This window comes from Bradyrhizobium diazoefficiens (assembly GCF_016616885.1).
GTDB lineage: Bacteria > Pseudomonadota > Alphaproteobacteria > Rhizobiales > Xanthobacteraceae > Bradyrhizobium > Bradyrhizobium diazoefficiens_F.
The window spans coordinates 6,687,752-6,709,263 of record NZ_CP067102.1; the positions used below are offsets into that span (position 1 = coordinate 6,687,752).

The following is a 21,512-nucleotide window of genomic DNA, read 5'->3' on the forward strand; positions in this document are numbered from 1 at the left end:
GATACACCGGAACTAGCGACTGAGATTCTTCGACACCGTCTGCGCCATCTCATCCGACGCCTGGATGACCTTGGCGTTCATCTCGTAGGCGCGCTGCGCCGAGATCAACTCGGTGATTTCCTTGACGGGATCGACGTTCGAGGCCTCGAGATATTGCTGGTTGATCTTGCCATAGCCGGCATCGCCGGGGAGGCCAACGACCGGCGCGCCTGATGCCGTGGTCTCGCGATAGAGATTGCTGCCCAGCGGCTCGAGGCCCGCCTCGTTGGCGAAGTTGGCCAGGTTGAGCTGGCCGATCTGTCGCGGATTGACTTCCGTGTCCAGCTTGGCGAACACCTGCCCGGTCTGGTTGACGGTGACCTGCACCGTTCCCTGCGGCACCGTGATGTTGGGATCCAGCAGGTAGCCGTCCATCGTCACCAGCTGGCCGGTGGCGTTGGTGTTGAACGAGCCCGCGCGGGTGTATTGCACCTCGTTGTTCGGGCCGAGCACCTGAAACCAGCCACGACCGTTGATGGCCATGTCGTAGGGGTTGCCAGTCTGCGTCAGCGCGCCCTGGATGTGCAGCTTGCGGATCGCGGCCGACTTGACGCCGAGGCCGAGATTGGCGCCTTCCGGGATCGGCGAGGCGCCGTTGACGTTCGCGACCCCCTGCATGCGATCCATCTGGTAGAACAGATCGGTGAATTCCGCACGTGCGCGCTTGAACGACGTGGTGTTGATGTTGGCGATGTTGTTCGCGATGACTTCGATATTGGTCTGCTGGGCATTCATGCCCGTGGCCGCGATGGCGAGTGATTTCACAGCGTCATTCCTTCAGATCAAATCGACATACGAACGACTTCTTGGTAGGCCTGCACGACCTTGTCGCGGACCGCGACTGCGGTCTGCAAGGCCTGCTCGGCCGACATCAGCGCCTCGACGACTTTCCGCGTCGATTCCTTGCCCTGCATCGCCGAGATCGACGCGCTCTCGCCGGCCTTCAGCGTGCCGATCGCGTCCGTGGTCACCTGCTTCATCACGAAATCGAAGCCAACATCGTCGCCGGCCTGAACCGGGGACGTCGCGCTGGGCGCAATGGTCTGCGTCTCGGTGATCCGGGATGCCGCCTGCCCTGCCGTGATCGCAGTGGATGAAATCGCCTCTAGCATTGTCAGCTCCTCAGAAGATCGATGGTCATGCCGAGCATCGATCTGACCTGCTTCACGACCTGGAGATTGGCTTCGTAGGACCGGTTGACTTCCCGCATGTCCGCCATCTCGATCATCATGTTGACGTTGGGCATCTTGACGTAACCGGCCTTGTCGGCCGCGGGATGTCCCGGATCGTACTCGACGCGATAGGGCGTGGTGTCGACCCCGATCTCCTTGACCTTCGCCAGTTGCGTGCCCGAGGCACGATCCATCGCGGCATCGAAAGTGATCGTCTTGCGCTGATACGGATCGGCGCCGGCGGTGCGCCCGGTCGAGCTCGCATTCGCGAGATTTTCCGAGACAACCCGCATGCGCGTCGACTGCGCTTCGAGCCCGGAGCTTGCGACCGTCAATGAAGCCTGTAGAGCGTCCAGCATCTCAGTTCACCTCAGGTTTTCGCGCTGGTCAGGATCATGCGGTTGAACGAGCGCACGATCGCCGAGTTCATCGAATAGTCGCGATTGACGTCGCTACCCTTGATCATTTCCTGCTCGAGGCTGACCGAGTTGCCGGAGTGGACGACATCCCAGCTGTCCTTTTTCGCGGTTGCCCGCGTATCGGTTTCGGCCGGGGACAGCTGCATATGCGTGGGCGATGTCGTCGCAAGCCTGACCGGCATTCCGTCGAGCACCTTGTTGAACGGCTCGACGTCGCGCGCCTTGAAACCCGGCGTATTGGCGTTGGCGACGTTGGTGGCGATGGTCGACTGACGAAGCTCGAGCCAGCGCGCCTGCGACGATGCGAGTTCGAAGAGAAAAAGCGGTCCCACGACAGCCCCATTATGATTCATTGGAGAGAACCCTAGGGCGTTAAGCTTTCGTCAAGCTGTTGGGCGAAGCACCATCCTCGTAAATCTACTGAACCTTCTCGGGCCGCGGCGTTTGCTTCGACTGCAGGAAGTAGATGATCTCGGCAACCGGGCGGAAGAATTCGGCGGGGATGACCTGATCAACCTGCACCGCTTCGTAGAGCGCGCGTGCGAGAGCCTTGTTCTCGATCACCGGAATCCTGTTCTGCTCGGCGGCCTCGCGGATCTTCAGCGCGATCACGTCCATGCCCTTGGCGACCACCAGCGGCGCCGGGTTTTCCTCGCGGTTGTAGCGCAATGCGATCGCAAAGTGCGTCGGATTTGCGATCACCAGCGTCGCGCGCGGCACGGAGGCGATCATGCGTTGGCGCGAGCGGTCGCGCGCGAGCGAACGCAGCCGCGCCTTGATCAGCGGATCGCCCTCGGCCTGCTTGTGCTCGTCCTTGATCTCCTGCTTGGTCATGCGCAGCTCACGCCGCCAGCGGAAGCGCGCCCAGGCGAGATCGATCGCGACCAGAACGATCGTCGCAATGCAGATCGCCGACACGATCCGCATCGCGATGGTGAGGATCATCTCCGGCAACGCGACAGGATCGGTGTACATCGCCTCGAACGCCCTCGCCTCCGACGATCGCAGCACGAAGCAGACGACGGCGGTCACCGAGGCGAGCTTGAACATCGACTTGGCGAACTCCACCAGACCCTGCGTTCCGAAAATGCGGCTCCAGCCGCTGGCCGGGGAGATTCGGGAGAAGTCAGGCAGGATGCGCTGCAGCACCAGCCGTGGCGCGTTTTGCAGCAACGAGGCGGCGAGCCCGAATGCCGCGATGATCACGACCAGCGGCACCAGGAATCGCAGCGCCTCGAGGCCCACCACGGTGAGAAGATTCAGTGCGTCGGCCGCGGTGCTGAGCGGGAAGCCATCGGGCTCGTCGATAAAGCTCCTCAAGGTCGGCGTCAGCCCCTGCACGCCCTGGCCGATCAGGAACGCCTGAATCACCATCAGCGCCGCCATGGTCGCCAAAATGGACGCCTCCCGAGAGACCGGAATATTGCCTTGTTCGAGCGCATCGCGGACTTTCTTCTCGCTCGGCTCTTCTGTTTTGCTCTCCTGGTCGGATGTCTCTGCCATGCCCGTTTCGCGGTCAGCGGAAGACCAGCTCATCCTCCTGGTCGGGATTGAGCTCGATTTCACCCTTCTCGGCGAGGTCGAGGGCGAGATCGGTGATGACGCGGCGCGCCTCCAGCACATCGCGCTGGTTCGACGGCTCGCCGATCGCGAGCTCGTGCTCGACGACGCGACGGACCCGGGAGGCGACCGCGGACAGGATCAACTCGCGGAAGTGCTTGTCGGTGCCCTTCAGCGCCACGACGATGCGATCGGTAGGCACCTGGTCGAAGATCATGGTGCGCGCCTTCGGTGCCAGGTTGATGACGTCGTCGAAGGTGAATAGCAGCTCCTTCAGCACTTCGGCGGACTTCGGCCGCTTCTCCGACAGGCTCTTCAGCATGTCCTCGATATGGCCGCGCTCCATCTTGTTGATGATGTCGGCGACGCGGGCGTAGGTGTCGGCGCCGAGGTTGCGGGCGAAATTGAGCGTCAGGTCTTCGTGCAGCGTCTTCTCGAGAACCTTCAGCGCGTCATCGACGATCGGCTTGAGGCTGAGCACGCGCCGCATCAGCTCGTTGCGCAGACTTGACGGCAACTGGCTCATCACCTTGGCGGCGCAGGACGGCTTGACCTTGGACAGGATCAGCGCCGCGGTCTGCGGATGCTCCTTGGAGAGGTAGGTCGCCAGCGAGTTTTCCGACACCGACGAGACGCGGTCCCACACCGACCGGCTCGAATTGCCGAGCAGGTCCGACATGATCGCCGAGACCTGATCGGCGGGAAGCACATCGCCGAGCACGGCTTCGAGGCCGCCGAGGGTGCCGAGAATGTTCGCACCCATCGAGAACTGCTGGGCGAACTCCTCGACGATCGACTCGAGTTCCTGCGCCGTGATCGGCCGTAGCTCGGCCGCGGCCTTGGTGACGATGCGGATGTCCTGCGGCTCGAACTGCGCGAGCACGCTCGCGGCCGCCTGCCGGCCCATGGCCAGCAGGAGCGCCGCGACCTTTTCCGTTCCGCGCAGCGTGGCAACGCCTCGCTGCTTGATGGGAGCGATGCCGACCTGTGCCGCCATGGTCAGGAATCACTCTGCCCCAGTGGGCCGACGATCTCCGTCAGCGACACACCGAAGCGCGAATTGTCCTCTTCAACGACGACCACCTCGCCGCGGGCGACGACACGGCCGTTGACCACGACGTCGACGGGCTCGCCGACGCGGTGATCCAGCGGAACCACGGCGCCGCGGCCGAGCTTCATCAGGTTCGCCACCGGGATGGTCGCCGACCCCAGCACCACCTGCATGGTGACGGGAATGCGCAGGATGGCATCGACATTGGCGAACTTGCCGGTCTCCTCCGCGGTGCGCGCGGCGATCTCCGCCAGCCGCTCCAGCGGGGACGTCTCGGCATCATCGGATGCGGTAGCTGACTCGTAGTCGAAGGATTGCGCCATTTGGTATCGCCTCTTGGTATTTCCGCTCCCGGAGCGCCGCGACGCTCCGATCTATCCGTTCAGCCGGTCCCGGCCCTAATGCTTGTTGACCTCAGCGCCGTTCGCGGTCGCAACGGGCTGGAGCCCGGTTCGTGCATCGAGCGCCGCAATCACCTCGTGAGCCTGGTCGATCTTCGTGCTCAGCACGTTGGCGAGCCGGCCGAGATTTGCCGTGGAATCATGCGCCGCGGTGATCACCGTATCGAAGGCGCCCGCGGTCTCGTGAACGATGGTCGAGAATTCGCCCTGATAGTTGCGCAGCCGCGCCAGCTCGCGGTGCATCCGGGTCACCCGCATGCTGGTGAAGGCCAGCGCGATCAGCAACACCGCATCAACGAGATAGGATATCATCGACGAACTCCCGCTTCTGATCGACGGGATCTGCCACCTGCATGGCGTAGTAGCCATCTAGCTGGCCGATCTGGCACCAGAACAGCACCTGGTTGTTGCTCTCGAGCCGCGCCAGCGTGCGCGGCGTGGCTTCGAGCTCGAGCACCTGTCCGACCTTGAACTTCACGACGTCCTCGAGGGATATCATCTTCTCGTCGAGCACCGCGCTCAGCGTCACCTCGGTGCGGTGAACCTCGCTCTCCATCTGCTCGCGCCAGCGCGGGTCGGCCGCACGACCGTCGCTGACGACGACGTGGGCGAGCTTCTGCCGCAGCGGGTTGAGCGCGGAGTGCGGAACGATCAGGAACATCTGGCCGCCGCGGTAGAGCGCCTGCAGCATGATGTTGGCGCAGATCGACATGTTGCCGCTCCGCCCGATCGCCAGCGACGCCATGGCGGTCTCGACCCGCTCGACACGGAAGGTGACGTTGGAGGTGCCGGCGAAAGCGGTTTGCAGCGCCTTGGCGAACCGCTCGAACAGCGCCTGGACCAGGCGAATCTCGATATTCGAGAACGAACGCTCGACGTCGAGTGGAGGTTCGGCGCCGTCGGAGCCGAACATCGCTTCGACCATCGTGAACACGAAATCGCGGTCGAGCACGATGATGACGCGGGAGTCCCACTGTTCGGCGTAGAGCACGGCCGCGACCGCGTTGCCCTCGTAGTCCTTGATAATATCGCCGACCCGGTCGTTGACGATGCCATTGACCGAGAAGTAGCAGGGTGTTCCGGCTATCGGCTGCAGACTGTCCGTGCACGATGCTGCCATGCGATCGAAGATCACATTGAGCATCGGCATGCGTTCGATCGAGATGCCGGCTGCGTCCAGCAGGTAGTTCGGCAGCTGCTTCCGCTGATCGGTCTCGACGTCTTGCATCGTCATGCGCGTGCGGCCTTGGGTTCAGCGTCAGTCACGACGGCTTTTGGACCCGCGATCGTCTCGTTCTCGACGACGTCGATCGAGGGCCGCTCACCGCTCGCGATCATCTTGCGGCCGTGCTCGACCGCGATCTGCGGCATGGCGCCATTCATGAACGCGAGCAGCGTCTGCTTGACGATGATGTAGGGCCGGCACTTCTTCTCGCGCGTCATTTTGATCTTCAGCGCGAAGGGCGAAATGATGCCGTAGGACAGGAAGATGCCGGCGAAAGTGCCGACTAGCGCCGCGCCGATGAAGCCGCCGAGCAGTTTCGGCGACTGATCGAGCGCACCCATGGCCTTGATGACGCCGAGCACGGCGGCAACGATACCGAGCGCCGGCAGCGCCTCGGACACCGTCACCAGCGCATGGTAGGGCGTCAGCTTGCTCTTCACGATGGTGTGGATCTCCTCGTCCATGAGCGCTTCGATCTCATGGGTGCGCGCATTGCCCATGATGATGAGGCGAACATAATCGCAGATGAACTGGAGCAACGCCGGATCGCCGAGCACGCTCGGGAACGCCTTGAAGATCTCCGAGGACGAGGGATCGTCGATATGCGCTTCGACCTCGTTGCGGCCTTTGCCGCGCAACTCGCGCATCAGAGCATGGAGCGCCCCGAGCAGATCGAGATAATAGCGCTCACCCGGCACCGCGCCGGTGATCGCCTGCATGCAGGCCACCCCGGTATCGACGACCGTCTTCCACGGATTGGCCACGATGAAGGTGCCGACCGCGGTGCCCACGATGATCACGAATTCCCACGGCTGCATCAGCACGGCCAGATGGCCGCCCATGGCGGCAAATCCGCCGAGCAGTGCTGCCACCGTGATGAAAATCCCCACGAAACTGAGCAACGCGCCACTCCATCGCCGATCCCATCGGGAATATCTAGTCGGCGACGCTTGCGCGAAGCTGGCTTCGGCATGGCCAGCCCCGCGCAAGCAATTCGCGGCAGCTTGAGACGATGTCGCAATAGCGGCCAAAGGGACGCGTGCCATGCTATCCACGATCGCGGATTACACCAGACTGACCACGGACATGAGCAAGTCGCTGACTCAGGTCGAGCAGCAACCTGACGTCAGCCGCGATACCGCCTACTACCTGGCCAATATCGGCAACGTGAAGAGCATCGACGATTTCCTCAACAACTATAAGCTCTACTCCTATGCAATGAAGGCCTACGGCCTGGACGACATGATCTACGCCAAGGCGTTCATGCGGAAGGTGCTGACCGAAGGCATCACGGACAAGGACGCCTTTGCCAACAAGCTGAGCGACAGCCGCTACCGGGACTTCGCCGCCGCCTTCAACTTCGCGGCGCTCGGCGCCAATGCGACCCAGAGCACCGCGGCCACGACCGGCACGACCAGCCAATATGCCACCCAGACATTGGAGCAGGATGCCGGCGACCAGAACGAGGGTCTGCGGCTTGCGCTCTACTTCACGCGCAAGGTCTCCTCGATCACGAGCCCCTACCAGATCCTCGCCGACAAGGCCCTGACCCAGGTGGTGCAGACCGCGATGGGCTGGTCGTCGACGATCTCATCGTCCGACATCGACATGCAGGCCAAGATGATCACCGACAAGATCAATCTCGCCGATTTCCAGGACCCGACCAAGGTCACCAAGTTCGTGCAGCGCTTCGCCGCGATGTGGGACGCGATCCAGGCCCAGAGCGACACCTCGACCAACCCCGCGCTGGTCCTGATCACCGGCGCGTCGACGTCGTCGACCAGCATGGACACCGACTTGCTCACGACACTTCAGAACATCAAGTTCAACAGGTAAGCCATGCAATCGGCTCTTTATGTGGGATTGTCGGCCCAGGTCGCGCTCGAAAAGCGCCTCCAGACGATCGCCAACAATGTCGCCAACGTCAACACGGCCGGCTTTCGCACCGACGTGGTGAAATTCGAGACGGTGTTGTCCAAGGCTGCCGCGACCCCGGTCGCGTTCTCCTCGCCCGGCGAGAACATCATCTCGCGCGAAGCCGGCAACATCACCGAGACCGGCAACCCGCTCGACGTCGCCGTGGTCGGACAGGGCTGGATCGCCTTCGCCGGCCCCAACGGCACGGTCTATACCCGCGACGGCCGGCTCCAACTCGCCGCCAACGGCGACCTTCAAACGGTGTCGGGCTTCCCCGTCATCGATTCCGGCGGTGCGCAGATCTCGCTCGACCCGAACGGCGGACCGGTCTCGATCTCGCGCAGCGGTACCATCACCCAGGACAACAACGAGATCGGCACCATCGGCCTGTTCAACATTCCGGCGGACGCCAACCTCGACCGCTACGGCAATTCCAGCGTCACGCCCGACCGGCCCGCGACCGCCATCGGCGATTTCAGCCGGGACGGCTTCAAGCAGGGCTATGTCGAGGGCTCCAGCGCCAATCCGATGATGGAATTGACAAAGCTGATGTCGGCCTCCCGCGCCTTCGACAGCACCAACTCGCTGATCGATGGCACCGAGAGCACGCTCCGGAATGCAATTCAGACGCTGGGCGATCCCAGCAAGTAGGCCGCGCGTCGCGCGTAATTTGGGTGGACGGTTTCCTTGAACGCTCTTCGTCAACTTGAGTGGGCGCTGCTCGAGCTCCAGCAGAGTACGCCGCTGGCAAGCGTCAGCGGCGCGATCTCCGAGATCGCGCCGACGCATTTCCGCGTCTCCGGCCTGTCGCGCGCCGTCAAGCTCGGCGAGCTGATCGGTGTCCATTCCGGCGGCAAGCCCCAGATCGGCGAGGTGGTGCGGATCGACAGCGACGGCATCGTCGCAAAGCCGTTCGACCGGCAATTCGCCGGCGGGCTCGGCTCGGTCGCCTACCGCATGCCGGCCTTGTCGTTCGCGCCGGATCCGAGCTGGAAGGGCCGCGTCATCAATGCGCTCGGCGCGCCCCTGGACGGAATGGGTCCGCTCACCCCGGGATCGCGTGCGGTCTCGGCGGAGACGGACGCGCCGCCGGCGATGAAGCGGGCGCGCGTCCACAAGCCGCTGCGCACCGGCGTCCGCGTCATCGATCTGTTTGCGCCGATCTGCGCCGGCCAGCGCGTCGGCATCTTTGCCGGCTCCGGCGTCGGCAAATCGACGCTGCTCGCGATGCTCGCCCGCAGCCAGGGTTTTGACACCGTCGTGCTGGCTTTGGTCGGCGAGCGCGGCCGCGAGGTGCGCGAATTCATCGAGGACGTGCTCGGCAACGACCGCAACCGCTCTGTCACCATCGTATCGACCGGTGATGAAAGCCCGATGATGCGGCGGCTGGCGCCGAAGACGGCAATGGCCGTGGCCGAATATTTCCGCGACCGCGGCGAATCGGTGCTGCTCGTGGTCGATTCGATCACCCGTTTCGCCCACGCCGCCCGCGAGGTCGCCCTTGCAGCCGGCGAGCCCGCGGTGGCGCGCGGTTATGCACCGACGGTTTTCACCGACCTGCCGCGCCTGCTGGAGCGCGCCGGACCCGGCGAGGAAGGATCCGGGACCATCACCGGCATCTTCTCCGTGCTGGTCGACGGCGACGACCATAACGAGCCGATCGCCGACACCATCCGCAGCACATTGGACGGGCACATCGTGCTCTCCAGGCACATTGCGGACCAGGCGCGCTATCCCGCCGTCGACGTGCTGGCCTCGGTTTCCCGCCTCGCCCACAACGTCTGGGACCCCGAGGAGCGTGAATTGGTCAGCAAACTGCGCACCCTGATCGCCAAATACGAGGACACCCGCGACCTTCGCCTGATGGGCGGATACCAGGCGGGACGTGATTCGGGGCTCGACCAGGCGGTCGACATGGTCCCGCGAATCTACAACGCCATGCGCCAGGACGCCTCCGCTCCGCCGAGCGCCGATCCGTTCCGCGAGCTCAGGGACATGCTCAAGGGCGACTAGCGGCGCAGGCTGCCAGCCGGGCGCGTCCGCGCATCTTGCCCTCGATGCGCGCATGTCGTGGCACAAACCGCATAGGCGTTTGCTCGCCAGCAATGGTCGCCGCGCGAATCTCAACCATTTGGACGAGACGATCAGCATAGTCGTGGAATACGACACGCGGATGATACTCCAGCCACGACACTGCAACAACCGTCACGTGTAATCCTCTCGAGTTCCACTGACGCCAACCTGACGATTCCGAAAAGCAGATCGCGGAAGCTGTGGATGATTTTCGTGTTGCGCGGCGCCTGTCGTGCACAAGCTTCGATCATCCTGCATCAACAACGGACAGCAATATCCGTGCAATCAAACCGGCGTAGAACGACGTGCATCTAGCGCGTTAGACTGCGCACTGCGTTCACCATCATGTGTCCTGAACAACGATCTTGTCTTGAACGTTACATTCGTCTGCAACGACATCTGTTCGCCACGAGTGTCTTGACTTGATTTTGTTGAGAAGCTCATTCATCGTTTCGGTCGCACATAAGGAACGTCTGCGTGCGACTTGAACTCAGGGGCTTCGGTTGTACAACTCCGATCCATCGTCCGGCACTGACGGCAGCCCGGGCATGCGCCATGGTGGAAAGCGGCTTCGGGGCGCCGCACACGCGATTCCCGGGGCGAGGTAGGAATTTATGCCGTTGGCACGCGAAGCCGTCGAGCTGCTGGTTCAGGCGGCCAGAGCCTGGTATTTCGAAGGCAATCAACACGGGTTGCGCGATCGGGAATGGATGGCGCTGCGCTTTCTCGGCCGCGCCAATCGTTTCTCGCGCACACCATCGGCGCTGGCCGGTTTCATCGGCGCGACCAGGGCGACCGCATCTCAGATCGTGAAGACGCTCGAGAGCAAATCCTTCCTGGTGCGGAAACCGTCGCAGGAAGACAAGCGTTCTGTCGTGCTCCACGTCACCGCGCAGGGCGAGAAATGCTTGAGCCAGCACGATCCGATCAATCACGTTGTCAACGCAGTCAGTGCCCTCGAGACGGACGAACGCCTCCGGCTGCGCGACTCGCTCCGCGAGGTTCTCAATCATCTCGACGCAGCCCATCAGCGGCTCGATGCCAGCATTTGTCGCGATTGCATGTTCCTGGCCGAGCGCAGCCCCGGCACCGGCAAGGGTCGCGCCACCGCCGAGTTCATGTGCCGGCTGTATCGCGCGCCCATCTCGCTCGAGGAGACGGAGCTGCTCTGCACCAGCTTCGAGCGCACCCGTGACCGCCCCAAGATCGAGGAGCATCTCGATCGCGCGCGCGTCGCAAGCCAGAGTTGAGGCGACGGCGCGATGTGACGCATTACTGCCTCTACGTCGTCATTGCGAGCGCAGCGAAGCAATCCAGAGTCTTTCCGCGGAGGGATTCTGGATTGCTTCGCTGCGCTCGCAATGACGGAGTATGATGCAACGGCTTCGCTCTCCAAATGACGCTGTCATTCCCCGCGACCCGGCTACGCCAAGGCTTCGCCGAGGTTTGTCGTGTTGGCGCGCCGAAGCTTCAGCGTAGGCGGCAGGCGGGGAATCCAGTACGCCGCGGCCTCTCGGATCGATTACAACCGCCTCGGAGGACTGGATCGCCCGGGCAAGCCGGGCGATGACAGCGAGTGTGCAGCTCCAGACACGCCTTCGCAGTCTCGCGACGCAATTCGCCCGAGCTTTGCTTGATCACTCCACCCTTTGTCCAAGGGCGCAGGGGAAGACCGGGCTTACGATCGCCCCTTAAGATGAGCCGGAATGGGCGAACGCATACGCAAAATCCGAATTTCGGTAAAAGTGGAATATCTTTACCGACCCGGATTGACAGCCCTTTCAGGTGTTTTGCCCGCCGGGCGCCCGCGCCGCTACTGCGCGCCCGATCCGCCCTGCACGATCTTTTCGTTCAGCTTCTGATCGACGGTATCGACCGTGCGGTCGATCTCGGCATTGGGCGCGCCGATCTGATGCGAGATCAATTTCACCAGAAGGTCGACGCGCTCGATGAACGGCGCGCCGCCGGCCACGGCCCGCGCCGCCGACGACGGCTTGAGCAGGCTTTCGGCGGCCTTGGCGTATTTCGCAAACGGCACCTGGTCCTTCGGATCGGCGCCGAGGCGGCGGGCGATGGCGTCGACATGGTCGTAGATCATCTGCGAGCGCGCGAAGTCGCCGTGCACGGCGTCGCGGATCGACTGCGGCTCATGCGGCGTGATGCAGCGGTAGTTGCCGGTGAGCAGCATCGACCATTTCGCCAGCGGCACGAACAGGGACTCGAAGATTTTCAGCTTCACCGGCACGTCACGACCGTCGAGCGTCACCGCGTCGATATCGGCCTCGAGCTCGCGCAGCACCTTGTTGTGCTTCTCGTCGGCGAAGGCCGAGGCCTTGAAATTCGTGGGCAGGCCGACGTGCAGCACGTTCGCCGCCTCTTCCGGCGGACGGAAGGCCTGCGGATCGGGCGAGCACAGCGTCACCAGCCCCGGCTCGAACCGCTCCCACACCTGCGCATTGGTGTAGGCCTCCTCGAGATCCATGTTGGCGAGCGCCGGAATGCGCTTGAGATAAGGCAGCGGCGGCATGTTCATGATCGAGAGGCACGGCAGCTTCGCCGCGGCGATCTTGATCATGAGCATGCGGACGGTGTGGTTGGTGTATTGCGGCTCCTGCATCGCAAGGCCGACGAGATCATAGCGCGAGACGTCGACATTCTGCGGCGTGACCGCGTCGAGCTTGCCGGGCAGGTCGCGCGAGAAGATCGCGCGATGCACCGCCTCGTCGCGCAGCTTGATGCGCACCTCGGTGCCGTCGCGATTGATCAACTCCGCGGTCTTGGACCGGCAGACCAGGGTCACGTTGTGCCCAGCCATCAGCAGCTTGGTGCCCAGCAGGGAGCCGTAAGAAGCTCCCAGAATCAGAACGTTACGCGCCATGTTCGTCCCTCGACAAATTGTGCGGTTTTTTGAGCCCCGGGCGTCATCCTCAGGTGCGTTGGCGGCATGTAAGGCAAACTGGCTGGGGATGGCAACTGGGATAATGCATACAAGGAGCCACCGGATATTCCACTGTGCGGACGAATCCACCGGCGCGGCCCCCTTGAAGTAAATGCTGTTTTACCGAAGTCTGGATCGCCGGTCATCCGCCCTTCATCCCGGGCCGCACTTCTACGGTTTTCGAATCTCGACTGAAATCCGCCGTGGGCAACGCGGCGTGGTTCGCCGTGTTTCACTCGACGCATCCCGATCCGATTGATAAGCCGCTCTCGGCGAATGGAAGGGCCTGAGTCGGGACATGACGGTTGCGATCGAGATGGGGTTGACCACGGCGGGCGCCGGGGCGGCCATGGACCTCGAGGAACTCCTGGCGACCCGTCTCCTGGTGCAGGGCAATTCCGGCTCCGGCAAGTCGCATCTGTTGCGGCGCCTGCTCGAGCAGAGCGCACCCTGGGTGCAGCAGGCCATCATCGACCCCGAAGGCGATTTCGTCACGCTGGCCGAGCGCTTCGGCCATCTGGTCATCGAGGGCGAGGATCACACCGAGCGCGGCCTTCAGGTCGCGGGCGAGCGCGCGCGGCTGCATCGGGTCTCCACCGTGCTCAATCTCGAAGGGCTGGATGCCGAGAACCAGATGCGGCGCGCAGCCGCCTTCCTCGGCGGCCTGTTCGACGTCGAGCGCGACCATTGGTACCCGATGCTGGTGGTCGTCGACGAAGCGCAGCTGTTCGCACCGGCGGTCGCGGGCGAAGTGTCGGACGAGGCGCGCAAACTCTCGCTCAGCGCCATGACCAATCTGATGTGCCGCGGCCGCAAACGCGGCCTCGCCGGCATCATCGCGACGCAACGTTTGGCAAAGCTCGCCAAGAACGTCGCGGCGGAAGCCTCGAATTTTCTGATGGGCCGGACCTTCCTCGACATCGACATGGCGCGCGCCGCCGATCTGCTCGGCATGGAGCGGCGGCAGGCCGAAGCCTTTCGCGATCTCGAACGCGGGCAGTTCATGGCGCTGGGACCCGCGCTGTCGCGCCGTCCGCTGCGGCTGAACATCGGCCCCACCACGACCTCCCCGCGCAATTCGACGCCACGGCTGATGCCGATGCCCGAAGCGATGCTGGAGGATGCGCGCGCCGTGATCCTGGCCGCGCCACCGCCGGATGCGAGCCGGCCGCAGCGCCGACCGGCGCCGGACCTGCTCGAGCAGCTCCGCGCGGCAAAGGCGGCAGTGCCTGAGGTCAGCCCCGAGGTGGTCGAGATCCCGGTCAGTCCCGAGGAGCTCGCGGAACGGCGCGAACGCGTCGATCGTACGTTGCGCGCCGTGCTGGCCGCGCCCGATGCCGGCTTCCGCGCCATCGGCGTGCTCTATCAGGAATTCGTGGTCCGCTGCCGCATCGAGGGCCTCGGCGCGGCCGTCCCCGACCTCGGCGAATTCCGCCGCATGCTGACGCACGCGCGCGCCGGCCTCGGCACCGAGATCGCCGATGACGATGCCTGGCAGGAGGTGACGCTGCGCGCCTCGATCCTGCCCGACGACATGCAGGGCGTGTTCATGATGATCGCGCGCGCGGCAAAGGAAGGCTGGCCCTGCCCCGGCGATGCCGCGATCGCGCGCGCCTACGGCTCGCATTCGCTGCGCCGGGCGCAGCGCCTGCTCGGCTATATGGAGGAGCAGGGCCTGATCGTCGTCCAGCTCGACGGCGGCGGACGCAGGTTTGTGACGCTGGTGGAATTGGCCTGGGCGACTGCGCCGGGCGATCCCAATGGCGACGATCTGCCGGCGGAGCAGGTCGCGAGCGCGGCGACGGCCTGATCGCACACTAAAAGGCGCCCGCCACGGTGAGGCGAAACGTCAGCGGCTCGACCGGGTGCAGCACGTAATCCATCACACCGTTCTGGCAGACTGCGATCGGTGCAACGCCTGACGTGCAGAGATTGTAGAGCGTGTCGGTCTTGAGCAGCGAACCATAAGCATAGGTGATCTGGTTTGCCTGCGTGTTGAACAGATTGAGCACGTCGAGCTGGATGCGCCAGCCATTGTCGGCGCGATAGCCGAGGCGGCCGTTGAAGATGCTGGTCGCTGATGAGCGGAACGCGTTGTCCTCCGTCAGCGGGCTCGCTGCCAGATAGCGCCAGCGCACACCACCGAACCAGCCGGTCTTCTCGCCGAGCGTGATGCCGGCCGACGCCACCATTGGCGGCGCGTTCGGAATGTAATTGCCGGGCGCATTGCCGATCTGTGCCTCCGGATAGCCGGCCAGCGAGGCATAGACCGCGGCCTGCTCACTATCGGAGCCGCGAAAGCGCGCATGCGTCATCGCGAGGTCGGCATCGATGTCGATCCAGGATCTTGGGCGGTAATGGTTGGTCCACTCGAACCCGTAACGGCGGCTGGCGCGTGTCGCCTCGGTATCGCCGGCATCGCCCGAGAACAGTATCTCGGAATCCTGGTCGAGGATAAAGACGCTGAAGGAGCTATCGAGCCCAGGGATGATTCTCGTGCGAACGCCAACCTCTGCACCGCGCGTGCGCACCAGCAGCGGTGACGGCGAGAGTTTTGTGCCGGGATCGCCCGGGTCTTCCGTCGTTGTCGCGCCGCGCGCATCATTCGAATGCATGCCATAGCCGGCGCCGAGGAAGAATTCGGTCTGGTTGAAGGGCCCGAGTACCACCCTGAATTTCGGGCTGCCGAGCGAGGCGTTGACGCTGCCGGAGTTGTTCGAATTGAACAGCGAGGTGACGTCGGCGGCGTAGTATTCGCCGCGCCAGCCGACCGTGGTCCGGAGCCAGTCGGTCCAGCGCACGGTGTTCTCGGCATAAACGCCGACGCTGCCCTCGCCCACCTTGTCGCTGCGGATATTTGACAGGAAACCGCGCTGGAATGTGTTGGAGAGCGCGAGGTCGATCGCATCGTAGCGCGATTGCAAACCAAATGTCGTCTGCATCGGCAGGCCAGCGAACGAGCCGTTTAGCATGCGTGAGATGTTGGCGCCGGCCATCAGGCGGTCGTCGTGCTGGTGAAACTGGTCGCCGAAGACGGGATCGCTGAGGAAGTAGGTGAAGTTGTTGAAGAGGTCGAGCTGGCTCTTCACTACATAAGCATTCGCTTTCCAGGAGCCGAGATCGTCGCTCTGCGCCACGCGGCCCGACAGCGCAAAGCGGTTGGCGTTGCCGCCGTCGGTCGGATCTTCCGCGCCGAAGCGATCGAGAAAATCGCTGGTGATCGCGCGTTGCGGCACCTGATCAGTCGAATTCCATTTGTTCGTGTAGGCCATGCCGGTGACGGAGACGCCGTCGGTCGCGGTGCCCTGGCTGTAACGCACGAGCCCGTTGAGCTTGCGCATATTGTCCGGATTGTCCCAGGGACCATTATAGGTGCCGATCTCGCTGGCAACGAGCAACGACCCATCACCCACTTTGGTAGAATTCATGCCGAGCAGACGAAGATAGCCAAAGCTGCCGACGGTCACTTGCGCGAGGCCTTTTTCGGCGCGGTCGATCAGGCCGATATGAATGCTGCCGACCGAGGCGAAATCACCCTCGTCGGCGAAATACGGCCCCTTGCGCACGTCCATCGCGCCGATGGTCTCAGGGATTAGCCAGTTCAGGTCGGCATAGCCCTGGCCATGTGCATGCGTGCGTATGTTGACAGGGACATCGTCGACATAGATCGCGAGATCGGTGCCGTGGTCGAGATTATAGCCACGCAGAAAATACTGGTTGGCTTTGCCCTCGCCGGAATGCTGGGTGACGATCAACCCCGGCACGGCTTCGAGCGCCTCGCCCGGCCGCGTGAAGGTGCGTGCGTTGATCGCTTCGCCGGAGATTGTGCGTTCGCTCGCCATGCTCGGCGGGCCCTTGGCGCCGGAGGCGATGCCTGCGGAAGCAGGCGCCGGCGGGGCGACGACATGGCGCGTTACCGCGGTCGGTTCAACAGCGCGTCGCGGCGTGGGCGGTCTCTTGCGATGCGGCGCCTCACCGCCGGTGACCAGGATCGGCGGCAGCTCGCTCTGCGCGAACGCGCAGCCGTCATCTGCGACGAGGACGAAGGCCGGAAGCGCCGCGAGAATGACGCAACGACGGCAGCGCTCAGGCAGCCTCGGTCGCATCGAGACCATCCGGCGCGGCGCCGCGCGCGTCTGCGAACATACGGCGGTAGAGCACGCTTGAGACGAGCCAGGCGATCGCGAACAGCGCGATCACCGCGAAGCCGACATTGGCGAGCGACTCGTTGAGGCTATCGACCAGCGACCAAATGCCACCGGAAAGGCCGAGGCGATCGGCGATCAGGCCAAGCGCCTCGATGCCGCCGATGAACAGCGCAACCGCTACGGACGCGCCAGTGACCGTGAGGTTGTACCAGAGCTTTCGCATGGGATCGACAAAGGCCCAGCGATAGGCGCTCACCATCAGCGCGGAGTCGGCGGTGTCGACCAGCGCCATGCCTGAAGCGAACAGTGCGGGGAAGACCAGGATGTCGGCGAGCGAGGCACCGCGCGCCGCTTCGGTGGCGGAGATGCTGAGCAGGCCAATCTCGGTCGCGGTGTCGAAGCCGAGCCCGAACAGCAATCCAAGCGGAAACATGTGCCGGGGTTTTGTCACCAGGCGGAACAGCGGACCGAACAGGCGCGCGAGAAATCCGCGATGGGCAAGCAGCGCGTCGAGCTGGCTTGCGTCATGAACGCCCTGCGCGCGCGCCGCGCGAAAGGTTCGCCACAGGCCGGCGAAGATGACGAGATTGATCGCTGCGATCACGAGCAAAAACAGCGCCGACACCGACGTGCCGATCAGGCTGCCGATCTCCCTCAGCAGGCTGTCGCCGCCGAGGCTGACCACGCCGAGCGCAAGCAGCATGGTCGCGACCGCGACCACGCTGGAATGGCCGAGCGCGAAATAGAGCCCGACCGATCGCGGCGTATCGCCCGCCTGCATCAGCTTGCGCACGACATTGTCGATGGCGGCGATGTGGTCGGCATCGACGGCGTGACGCAGGCCGAACACCCAGGCGAGCAGCGCGGTCGCCATGACAGTCGGCCGGTCGGAAAACAGCGCGAACGCCCAGGCCCATGCGGCGATGTTGGCAGCGACGAGCCCGCCGAACATCAGCACCATTTTGGGCTCGGCCGCCCGCAAAGACTTCGTCACGAAACTCATCCCGCCGCCGCGCCTCGTTGCGTCAATGGTATGATCTTTTCAGAAAATGGTCATACTAACCAGTGCAATCCGGCGGCACCGGGACAGTTTTCGTGCATAGCGTCTTACGCCGCTTCAGATCCGCCGAGATAGGCGTCGCGCACGCGGGGATCGTCCTTCAGCGTCCGGGCCGAGCCCGACAGCACGATCTTGCCGGTCTGGAGCACATAGGCCTCGTGCGCGATTTCGAGCGCGAGGCTGGCGTTCTGCTCGACCATGAAGACCGAGACGCCCTCCTGGTTGATGGTGCGGATCAGCTCCAGCACACGATCGACATAGAGCGGCGACAGGCCCATCGTCGGTTCGTCCATCACGATCATCCTGGGACGGCTCATCAGCGCGCGTGCCATCGCGACCATCTGCTGCTCGCCGCCGGACAAAGAACCCGCGCGCTGCGACAGCCGCTGCCCGAGTTTTGGAAACAGCGTCAGCATCTTGTCGAGATCCTGCGCGATCGCCTCGCGGTCGTTGCGCACGAAGGCGCCCATCAAGATGTTCTCGCGCACGCTCATGTCCGCGAACAACCGCCGCGCCTCCGGCACCGAGGCGATGCCGCGGCGAACGATCTGCGGCGTGGTGAGCCCGATCAGCGAGGCGCCGTCGAACGTCACCTCGCCCGAGCGCGGTTTCACCAGACCAAGGATGATCTTCATCGTCGTCGACTTGCCGCTGGCATTGCCGCCGAGCAGACAGACGATGTGGCCGCGGCCGACTGATATCGACAGGTCGAAATGCACCTGGGCCTGGCCATAGAACGTGTTGACGTTCGAAAGCGCCAGCAGCGGTTCGGGTGCGCTCGCCATCATGCCGCACTCTCCTGCTCTGCGGTCCCCGACAGGCCGTGGCCGAGATAGGCCTCGATCACCTTGGGATCGTTGCGAACCTCGTCGCCCCGCCCTTCCGCGATCTTCTTGCCTTCGTCCATGACGATGACGCGGTCGGAGAGGCGCATCACCATCTCCAGCTTGTGCTCGATCAGGACGATGGTCAGCCCCTCCGCCTTCAGTTCGGCGACGAGGCCCTGCATCTCCGCGGTCTCGCTCGGGTTCATGCCGGCGGTGGGCTCGTCGAGCAGCAACAGGCGCGGCTTCAGCGCGAGCGCTCGCGCAATTTCGACGCGGCGGCGGTTGGCGTAAGAGAGGCTGTAGGCGGGTTGGTCGATCCGTGGCAGCAGCCGCTCGCCAAAGCGGGCGAGAATGGCCTTCAACTCTTCGCGCAGGCGCTCTTCCTCGGCTTTGACGCCGGAAGGGCGCAACAGCGCCAGGCCCAACTCGAGCAGCGGGCCGATCACCGGCACGGCCGGCTTCACGGCGCGCAGGCGCGTATGGGCGCCGATCAGGACGTTGTCCATCACGCTGAGATTGCCGAAGACGCGGCCGAGCTGGAACGTGCGCGCGATGCCACGGCCAGCCAGCCGTTCCGGCGAAAGCCCGGTGATGTCCTGTCCCTCGAACCGGACCTCGCCTGCATCCGGCCGGTCGAGCCCGGTCACGAGATTGAACAGCGTGGTCTTGCCGGCGCCGTTCGGGCCGATGATGCTGACGAGCCCACCCTTGGCGAGGTCAAGATCGATACCGTCAACGGCCGTGAGGCCGCCGAAGCGCCGGGTCAAGCCGCGCAGGGACAACAGCGGTGCATCCGTGTCCGCCATCAGATCGTCCCCAACAGGCCCTGCGGCCTGAATCGCACGAGCAGCAACAGCACGATGCCGTAGATCAGGATGCGATATTCAGCGGCGATCCGGAACACTTCCGGCAGACCGACCAGCGCAACAGCTCCAACGACGGCACCGACGACGTTGCCGAGGCCGCCGAGGATCACGACCGTCAGCGCCAAAATGGATTGCTGCGTGTTGAAGGTTTCGTGGTTGATGTAGGAATAGAGATGCGCGGCGATACCGCCGCTGACGCCCGCTGCAAACCCGCCGAAGATGAAGGCGAGCGATTTGTAACGGTTCAGGCTGAGGCCATAGGCGCGCGCGGCGATGTCGTCGTCGCGGATAGCGCGAAAGCTGCGGCCGAGATGCGATGAGATTAGCCGCGCCTGGAGCAGCGCCAGCGCGACCATCACGCCAAAGCTGAACCAGTACACAGACGTGGGGCTGATCAGATCATAGCCGAGCAGCGACAGCGGCGGGATGCCGGAGATGCCGATCGGGCCACGGGTGACGCTTTCCCAGTTCAAGATCACCAGCGACACGATCTCGCCGATGGCGAGTGTCGCGATCGAGACGTAATGCCCGCGCAGGCGGAACGACGGCGAGATCAGAAGCGTGCCGAGCGCCGCGCTCATCAGGCCGCCGGCGATGATGGCGAGACCGACGGGAACGGCTAATGTCAGTGACAGCAGCGCCGACGTATAGGCGCCGATCGCGAGCAGTGCGGCGTGGCCCAGCGAGACCTGGCCGATCGTGCCGGCCACCAGCGTGAGGCTGAGCGCGAGCAAGCCGAGCAGCCAGGCGTTGATCAGGGTCTGGAGCACGTAAAAGGACACCGGAAGCAGCGGCAGGATCGCGAAGACGGCGACCGCGACAGCCAAGGCCCAGCGCGGAATGCGCACCGGCCGGCTTGGGGCGATGAACGTGCCGGTGAGCGGCTCAGGCGGCGCCTGCCGGGCGCTTGCGAACAGGCCGTTCGGCCGCAGCACGAGAACGACGACCAAGAGCAGGAAGGCGAACAGATTACGATAGCTGGTGCCGAACACGGCAACGCCGTAGCTCTCGACAAGCCCGAGCAGCAGGCTGCCGACCACGGCGCCCGGCACGTTGCCGGCGCCACCGACGACTTCGGCGACGACGCCCTTCAGCGTCGCCTGCAGACTCATCGCGGTGTCGATCTGGTTGTAGTACATGCCGACCAGCAGGCCGGAGACGCCGCCGAGCGCAGCGGCAATGCCGAACACCGCCTGATTGACGCGGTTGACGTCGACACCCATCTGCATCGCGGCGTCGCGATCCTGCGAGGCCGCGCGCACCGCCCAGCCGAGCTTGCTGTAGCGCAGGAACACGAACAGCAGTAGCGCACTACTGATGCCGACGCCGGCGATGAGCAGATCAAGCGGCCCGATCGTGCCGCCGCCGACCTGGAAGCGCACGTCCGGCAACTGGCTCGGTAACGCGCGTGGATTGGGCGAGAAGGTCAGCATCACCAGCTGATCGAGCACGAAGCTGATGCCGATCGTCGCCAGCAGCGGCGCGATGCGCACCGAGTTCTGCAGCGGCCGCAGGCCGAACCGCTCGATGATCAGCCCAACCAGCGCCGCCGCCACCGCGACGAAGATGATGGTGAGCGGCAGCGGCGTATGTAGCTGCACCACCGCGACCCAGCCGATATAGCCGCCGACGAGATAGATCGATCCCTGCGCAAAGTTGATCAGCCGGCTGACGCCGAAGATCAGCGCGAGCCCGACCGCAACAAGGGCGTATACGTTACCGACGATCAGCCCGTTGATGGTGTAGTCGAGCCAGGAAGACACGCAGGATTCCTAATGAACGGAGAAAGGCCGGCGCGAGCGCTCCGGCCATCATG

21 protein-coding genes are annotated in these 21,512 nt (G+C 64.1%); 5 read left to right on the forward strand and 16 right to left on the reverse strand.

Annotation, left to right across the window (positions count from 1 at the left end):
• Nucleotides 1-12: 12 nt before the first annotated feature.
• The 10 genes from flgG to motA form a co-directional block, all read right to left on the reverse strand.
• Nucleotides 13-804: a flagellar basal-body rod protein FlgG gene (gene flgG / locus JJC00_RS31105; protein WP_200469620.1), complete on the reverse strand. Its 792-nt coding sequence runs from the start codon at nt 802-804 to the stop codon at nt 13-15.
• A 17-nt stretch (nt 805-821) separates the two neighbouring features.
• A complete protein-coding gene (locus JJC00_RS31110) occupies nt 822-1,151 on the reverse strand; it encodes a flagellar hook-basal body complex protein FliE (protein WP_200469621.1) in 330 nt (109 codons plus the stop codon).
• Nucleotides 1,152-1,153: 2 nt separating this feature from the next.
• Entirely contained in the window at nt 1,154-1,570 is a 417-nt protein-coding gene (flgC, locus tag JJC00_RS31115) for a flagellar basal body rod protein FlgC (protein WP_200469622.1), read from the reverse strand.
• 11 nt (nt 1,571-1,581) lie between these two features.
• Nucleotides 1,582-1,983: a flagellar basal body rod protein FlgB gene (gene flgB / locus JJC00_RS31120; protein ID WP_200469623.1), complete on the reverse strand. Its 402-nt coding sequence runs from the start codon at nt 1,981-1,983 to the stop codon at nt 1,582-1,584.
• Between the two features lie 64 nt (nt 1,984-2,047).
• Complete coding sequence (flhB, locus tag JJC00_RS31125; RefSeq protein WP_200469624.1) at nt 2,048-3,133, reverse strand: flagellar biosynthesis protein FlhB; 1,086 nt, start codon at nt 3,131-3,133, stop codon at nt 2,048-2,050.
• A 13-nt stretch (nt 3,134-3,146) separates the two neighbouring features.
• A complete protein-coding gene (locus tag JJC00_RS31130) occupies nt 3,147-4,187 on the reverse strand; it encodes a flagellar motor switch protein FliG (RefSeq protein WP_200469625.1) in 1,041 nt (346 codons plus the stop codon).
• Nucleotides 4,188-4,189: 2 nt separating this feature from the next.
• Nucleotides 4,190-4,564, reverse strand: coding sequence for a flagellar motor switch protein FliN (gene fliN / locus JJC00_RS31135; protein WP_200469626.1), 375 nt, complete (start codon nt 4,562-4,564; stop codon nt 4,190-4,192).
• 75 nt (nt 4,565-4,639) lie between these two features.
• Nucleotides 4,640-4,954 carry a hypothetical protein gene (locus tag JJC00_RS31140; RefSeq protein ID WP_200469627.1) on the reverse strand — a complete coding sequence of 105 codons (315 nt, stop codon included), beginning with the start codon at nt 4,952-4,954 and terminating at the stop codon, nt 4,640-4,642.
• Nucleotides 4,935-5,876, reverse strand: a complete 942-nt coding sequence (locus tag JJC00_RS31145; protein ID WP_200469628.1) for a flagellar motor switch protein FliM — start codon at nt 5,874-5,876, stop codon at nt 4,935-4,937. The genes JJC00_RS31140 and JJC00_RS31145 overlap by 20 nt, the downstream gene beginning before the upstream one ends.
• Nucleotides 5,873-6,769: a flagellar motor stator protein MotA gene (motA, locus tag JJC00_RS31150; RefSeq protein WP_200469629.1), complete on the reverse strand. Its 897-nt coding sequence runs from the start codon at nt 6,767-6,769 to the stop codon at nt 5,873-5,875. Before motA ends, JJC00_RS31145 begins: the two co-directional genes overlap by 4 nt.
• A 142-nt stretch (nt 6,770-6,911) precedes the next feature.
• Here motA and JJC00_RS31155 point away from each other — a divergent pair, with 142 nt between their 5' ends.
• From JJC00_RS31155 to JJC00_RS31170, 4 genes are all read left to right on the forward strand, one after another.
• On the forward strand, nt 6,912-7,703 hold the full coding sequence (locus tag JJC00_RS31155) for a DUF1217 domain-containing protein (protein WP_200469630.1): 792 nt from the start codon (nt 6,912-6,914) through the stop codon (nt 7,701-7,703).
• 3 nt (nt 7,704-7,706) lie between these two features.
• The gene (gene flgF / locus JJC00_RS31160; protein ID WP_200469631.1) at nt 7,707-8,435 is read left to right on the forward strand and encodes a flagellar basal-body rod protein FlgF; all 729 of its coding nucleotides are present in this window, start codon (nt 7,707-7,709) and stop codon (nt 8,433-8,435) included.
• A gap of 36 nt (nt 8,436-8,471) precedes the next feature.
• Nucleotides 8,472-9,797: a flagellar protein export ATPase FliI gene (fliI, locus tag JJC00_RS31165; protein ID WP_200469632.1), complete on the forward strand. Its 1,326-nt coding sequence runs from the start codon at nt 8,472-8,474 to the stop codon at nt 9,795-9,797.
• 674 nt (nt 9,798-10,471) lie between these two features.
• Nucleotides 10,472-11,107, forward strand: coding sequence for a MarR family winged helix-turn-helix transcriptional regulator (locus JJC00_RS31170; protein ID WP_200469633.1), 636 nt, complete (start codon nt 10,472-10,474; stop codon nt 11,105-11,107).
• A 563-nt stretch (nt 11,108-11,670) separates the two neighbouring features.
• Here the strand turns inward: JJC00_RS31170 and JJC00_RS31175 are convergent.
• Nucleotides 11,671-12,735 (reverse strand): ketopantoate reductase family protein, encoded by a 1,065-nt coding sequence (locus JJC00_RS31175; protein ID WP_200469634.1) that lies wholly within the window; start codon nt 12,733-12,735, stop codon nt 11,671-11,673.
• 358 nt (nt 12,736-13,093) lie between these two features.
• Here JJC00_RS31175 and JJC00_RS31180 point away from each other — a divergent pair, with 358 nt between their 5' ends.
• Entirely contained in the window at nt 13,094-14,605 is a 1,512-nt protein-coding gene (locus JJC00_RS31180; protein WP_200469635.1) for an ATP-binding protein, read from the forward strand.
• A 7-nt stretch (nt 14,606-14,612) separates the two neighbouring features.
• Here JJC00_RS31180 and JJC00_RS31185 read toward each other — a convergent pair whose 3' ends face one another.
• From JJC00_RS31185 to JJC00_RS31205, 5 genes are all read right to left on the reverse strand, one after another.
• On the reverse strand, nt 14,613-16,901 hold the full coding sequence (locus JJC00_RS31185; RefSeq protein ID WP_200469636.1) for a TonB-dependent receptor: 2,289 nt from the start codon (nt 16,899-16,901) through the stop codon (nt 14,613-14,615).
• Nucleotides 16,882-17,946: a HoxN/HupN/NixA family nickel/cobalt transporter gene (locus JJC00_RS31190; protein WP_246773981.1), complete on the reverse strand. Its 1,065-nt coding sequence runs from the start codon at nt 17,944-17,946 to the stop codon at nt 16,882-16,884. The genes JJC00_RS31185 and JJC00_RS31190 overlap by 20 nt, the downstream gene beginning before the upstream one ends.
• Before the next feature lie 104 nt (nt 17,947-18,050).
• Entirely contained in the window at nt 18,051-18,791 is a 741-nt protein-coding gene (locus JJC00_RS31195) for an ABC transporter ATP-binding protein (protein WP_200469637.1), read from the reverse strand.
• Nucleotides 18,788-19,636, reverse strand: coding sequence for an ABC transporter ATP-binding protein (locus JJC00_RS31200; protein ID WP_200469638.1), 849 nt, complete (start codon nt 19,634-19,636; stop codon nt 18,788-18,790). The genes JJC00_RS31195 and JJC00_RS31200 overlap by 4 nt, the downstream gene beginning before the upstream one ends.
• The gene (locus JJC00_RS31205) at nt 19,636-21,459 is read right to left on the reverse strand and encodes an ABC transporter permease (protein WP_200469639.1); all 1,824 of its coding nucleotides are present in this window, start codon (nt 21,457-21,459) and stop codon (nt 19,636-19,638) included. Before JJC00_RS31205 ends, JJC00_RS31200 begins: the two co-directional genes overlap by 1 nt.
• Nucleotides 21,460-21,512: the final 53 nt, after the last annotated feature.

Bases quoted from the DNA above. Each gene is read 5' to 3' on its own strand.
- JJC00_RS31140 (WP_200469627.1), bottom strand. From the start codon at position 4,954: ATGATATCCTATCTCGTTGATGCGGTGTTGCTGATCGCGCTGGCCTTC.
- JJC00_RS31185 (WP_200469636.1), bottom strand. From the start codon at position 16,901: ATGCGACCGAGGCTGCCTGAGCGCTGCCGTCGTTGCGTCATTCTCGCG.
- JJC00_RS31170 (WP_200469633.1), top strand. From the start codon at position 10,472: ATGCCGTTGGCACGCGAAGCCGTCGAGCTGCTGGTTCAGGCGGCCAGA.
- flgB (WP_200469623.1), bottom strand. From the start codon at position 1,983: ATGAATCATAATGGGGCTGTCGTGGGACCGCTTTTTCTCTTCGAACTC.
- flhB (WP_200469624.1), bottom strand. From the start codon at position 3,133: ATGGCAGAGACATCCGACCAGGAGAGCAAAACAGAAGAGCCGAGCGAG.
- JJC00_RS31130 (WP_200469625.1), bottom strand. From the start codon at position 4,187: ATGGCGGCACAGGTCGGCATCGCTCCCATCAAGCAGCGAGGCGTTGCC.
- JJC00_RS31200 (WP_200469638.1), bottom strand. From the start codon at position 19,636: ATGGCGGACACGGATGCACCGCTGTTGTCCCTGCGCGGCTTGACCCGG.
- fliN (WP_200469626.1), bottom strand. From the start codon at position 4,564: ATGGCGCAATCCTTCGACTACGAGTCAGCTACCGCATCCGATGATGCC.
- JJC00_RS31175 (WP_200469634.1), bottom strand. From the start codon at position 12,735: ATGGCGCGTAACGTTCTGATTCTGGGAGCTTCTTACGGCTCCCTGCTG.
- JJC00_RS31190 (WP_246773981.1), bottom strand. From the start codon at position 17,946: ATGAGTTTCGTGACGAAGTCTTTGCGGGCGGCCGAGCCCAAAATGGTG.
- JJC00_RS31110 (WP_200469621.1), bottom strand. From the start codon at position 1,151: ATGCTAGAGGCGATTTCATCCACTGCGATCACGGCAGGGCAGGCGGCA.
- flgC (WP_200469622.1), bottom strand. From the start codon at position 1,570: ATGCTGGACGCTCTACAGGCTTCATTGACGGTCGCAAGCTCCGGGCTC.
- JJC00_RS31180 (WP_200469635.1), top strand. From the start codon at position 13,094: ATGACGGTTGCGATCGAGATGGGGTTGACCACGGCGGGCGCCGGGGCG.
- flgF (WP_200469631.1), top strand. From the start codon at position 7,707: ATGCAATCGGCTCTTTATGTGGGATTGTCGGCCCAGGTCGCGCTCGAA.
- JJC00_RS31145 (WP_200469628.1), bottom strand. From the start codon at position 5,876: ATGACGATGCAAGACGTCGAGACCGATCAGCGGAAGCAGCTGCCGAAC.
- JJC00_RS31195 (WP_200469637.1), bottom strand. From the start codon at position 18,791: ATGATGGCGAGCGCACCCGAACCGCTGCTGGCGCTTTCGAACGTCAAC.
- JJC00_RS31155 (WP_200469630.1), top strand. From the start codon at position 6,912: ATGCTATCCACGATCGCGGATTACACCAGACTGACCACGGACATGAGC.